The organism is Pseudoalteromonas sp. AWM4_233, from assembly GCF_056158285.1.
Genome location: NZ_JBSWSZ010000126.1, coordinates 1 through 3072, shown reverse-complemented (window position 1 = coordinate 3072; position 3072 = coordinate 1). Strand labels below are relative to the sequence as shown.

The 3072-nt window shown below is 57.8% G+C and carries 3 protein-coding genes and 1 pseudogene; all 4 read right to left on the bottom strand.

Annotated elements, in window-relative coordinates:
* Positions 1 to 285: 285 nt before the first annotated feature.
* On the bottom strand, positions 286 to 981 hold the full coding sequence (gene istB / locus ACXAC4_RS26605) for an IS21-like element helper ATPase IstB (RefSeq protein WP_475168008.1): 696 nt from the start codon (positions 979 to 981) through the stop codon (positions 286 to 288).
* A gap of 42 nt (positions 982 to 1023) precedes the next feature.
* Positions 1024 to 1812, bottom strand: a complete 789-nt coding sequence (locus tag ACXAC4_RS26600) for a Mu transposase domain-containing protein (protein ID WP_475168005.1) — start codon at positions 1810 to 1812, stop codon at positions 1024 to 1026.
* Positions 1766 to 2164: a hypothetical protein gene (locus ACXAC4_RS26595; RefSeq protein WP_475167999.1), complete on the bottom strand. Its 399-nt coding sequence runs from the start codon at positions 2162 to 2164 to the stop codon at positions 1766 to 1768. Before ACXAC4_RS26595 ends, ACXAC4_RS26600 begins: the two co-directional genes overlap by 47 nt.
* Before the next feature lie 254 nt (positions 2165 to 2418).
* Positions 2419 to 2547: pseudogene (locus ACXAC4_RS26590) on the bottom strand (helix-turn-helix domain-containing protein); the annotation flags it as partial.
* Positions 2548 to 3072 lie beyond the last annotated feature (525 nt).

The following is a 3072-nucleotide window of genomic DNA, read 5'->3' as shown; positions in this document are numbered from 1 at the left end:
AAGGTTAATAGGGAAACACGATAGAATCCGAACAGCACCTTGGTCGAGATTGGTGAAGAGCTTTCGGCTCGGAGAGTGATTCGTCATTACGAAACGGAATCCTTTCACGGCGCCAATGGCTCTCTTGAAGAAGCACACGCAGTATTCTTTAACAGTCGTCATGACCGCAGCGTGAGCGTCTGGGTCACTGATTTTATTGGCTCCAGTCGTTCAGACGGCATCGGTGTCAATGGCCATTTATTTTGACCCACCTTTGGCCAATAAAATTGACCCACCTTTCATAGTCTATCTTGTGGCTTTTTGCTTCAGTCGATAGCTTTCTCCTCCCAACATAAAGATGTGCGAATGGTGGATGACCCGGTCAATGATCGGCACCGCCACGTTGTCGTCGTGGAAGAACTCGCCCCAACTGGTGAAGTCCTTGTTGGTGGTCAAGATGATCGACCGGTATTCGTACAGGCTGTTGATCAACTGGAACAGATTGTAGCGGGCCTGCCGGGTCATGGGCAGGTAACCCAGCTCATCAATGATCAGCAGGTCGTATTTGGCCAGGGCGCTGACCCGTTTTTTCAGCTCACCCTTCATCTCGGCCAGTTCCAGCTCTTCCACCAGATCCAGGGCGTTGCGGAACAACACCCGGTAGCCGGCTTCCACGGCCTTGTAGCCAATGCCGATGGCCAGGTGGGTCTTGCCCACACCCGGCGGGCCGATGAACACCAGGTTGTTCCGTTCGTCGAGGAACTGGAAGTCCAGCAAGGCGTTCACCTGGCGTTTGGTAATGGTGGTCTGGTGCCGGTAGTCGAAGCCCTCCAGGCGCTTCTCGGCGGGGAACGCGGCCATCTTCCGGTTCCGGCGGATGCGCTTGTCCTGCCGCTGGACCAGTTCGTGTTCGGCAAGCCGGTCCGCGAAGCTCAGATAGGACATCTCGTTGGCTTCAGCCTCGGCCAGCAGGTTGGTCAGTTCGTCGGCGGCCGCGCTCAGGCGCAGGCTGCGGTAACGGGACTACGGTCTGTTCAAGCTGGCTCATGGGTCACCCCCTGGCCACTGGAGCGGCCAATACGGCTGGTAGGCGCTCAGATCCAGTGCCTGCTTGGGTTCCGGCAGCGGTTCCGGCTGCCGCTCCCGCAGCGTAGCCGCCTGGGCTGCTTCCAGGTAGCTTTGCAGCCGTGTGGCCGTCATGCCGGGGCGCTCTGCCAGCGTCTGTGAGCAACACCGGATCCACCGGCGCATGGCGCTTGAGCAGGTCACGGGCAGCCACCAACTGATCCTTGTAGATCTTGGGCTCGGAGCGCTTGAGCTGCTGGCACAACCGGTGCCCGGTCTCGTCTGCCGATCAGCGCGTTGATGCCAGCTCTCCAGCGTGGTCACCCGCTGGGCATGATCCCGGTAGTGATGGGTGTTCTTGAACACCTTGCCCTTGTCGGCGCACAGCGCATGGCTGGCGATGACGTCGCCTGTGTTCAGGTCGCTGATATCGAGTTGGCCGCCGGACTCCAGAACGCCCACCCGGGCCTGCTGCCAGGCCATGGGCACGGAGTACTTGTTGGCCTTCCAGGCGATCAGGCCGGTCTTGTCCGCCCGCCGTGTCTCGCGGGCCACAGGCTGCACGCAAGCCGGTGACAGGTAGGCCTCCAGATGTTCTCGCTCATCCCGTTCGAAGCGTTCCCGGGGTGGTTCGCCGGTGGTGCCGTGGATCCGGACATTGGCCACGCTCTCAACCCAGTCCTGCACGTGCTGACGCACGTGTTCCTGATCCCGGAAGACCTCACCGTAGAGGCAATCCTGCTTGACGTACTTCACGCCGGCTTCCACCTTGCCCTTGCTCTCCGGGTCGTAGCCTTCGCAGGCATGGATCCGGAACCCGGCCGTGGTGGCATATCCATGGAACCGTTGGTTGAGCGTCAGCTCCGCGGTACTGTTCGTTGATCACCACCAGCTTGGTCTGATCGTAAACGCACTCCTCCGGCAGGCCACCGAAGTACCGCAGGGCTTCGTCATGGAGCTGGATAAACGTCTGGGTGTCCAGCGGGCGGAAGGCCAGGCCCACGTACATCAACCGCGAGTACGACAGCACGAACACCACAAAATGCAGCGTGCGTTCTTCGCCACCGATCAGCACGCCGCGCAACTCACCGGGGTCCACCTGGCACTGAACACCCGGCACATCGCTCCAGAATGGGTTCGTAGTAGCGCATCTGGGCCGAGGCCACTTCCTCCTTGAGTGCTCGCACATAACGGCGAATGGAGCGATCTGAGGCCGGTAAGTCGCCGACCTTTGCCTGAAGCTTACGGGCAATCTTGACGGCGCTGAGCTTGGGAAATTGCTTGAGCAAATGCACCAGGTAATCCCGGTGATCGTCGAGGCGCTTGCTCCGCGAGGGATCTGCAATCCGTTCCGAAATCGCATTCTACCTCCATCCGCAAATATTTACGGACGGTATTCCGGGACAAGCCCAGTTCCTGACTGATGGCGCGGATCGACAGCCCTTTGCCGTTATCGTGCAGTGCCTTGATCTTGTGTATCACAACCCACTCCTTCACTGACATGCCCCCGGCCATCGATAAAAGCGGGGGACAGTAGCTGGTTCTATGGCCTGACGGCCACTCGGAGGTGGGTCAAAATAAATGGCCAGTAGTGGGTCATTTTAATTGGCCACTAACAATCGGTTGCAAAGTTCAGCTTTGGGGTAAACCGAGTACTGGAAAGCCCGATGCACATCATAGCGTTCGGCTTTCAAAACAGATCCCGGTCACTCTATGTCCCGACAAAATTTCTGCCGCTATCCGGGAACTCCTCACCCTGGAAACGCCGACCGTCGTTTCTTAGTATTATTACTTTGCGTCACTGTAAAACTTGCATTTTGCCGCATGTTAAATTATCATTTGAACTAATCAAGGGTAACAAGTTTTAACGGTTATCTGGGGGGGATTGGATTCAACCCTCTCACGCACACCCCCCAGACCTATTCAGGCCCACCACCAGGTGGGCCTTTATCATTCCAAGCCCTAATCATGAAGGCTGGTAGCGTGGTGGAAAATTCAAATCAGACCGACCTGAACTCAATTGGCAAT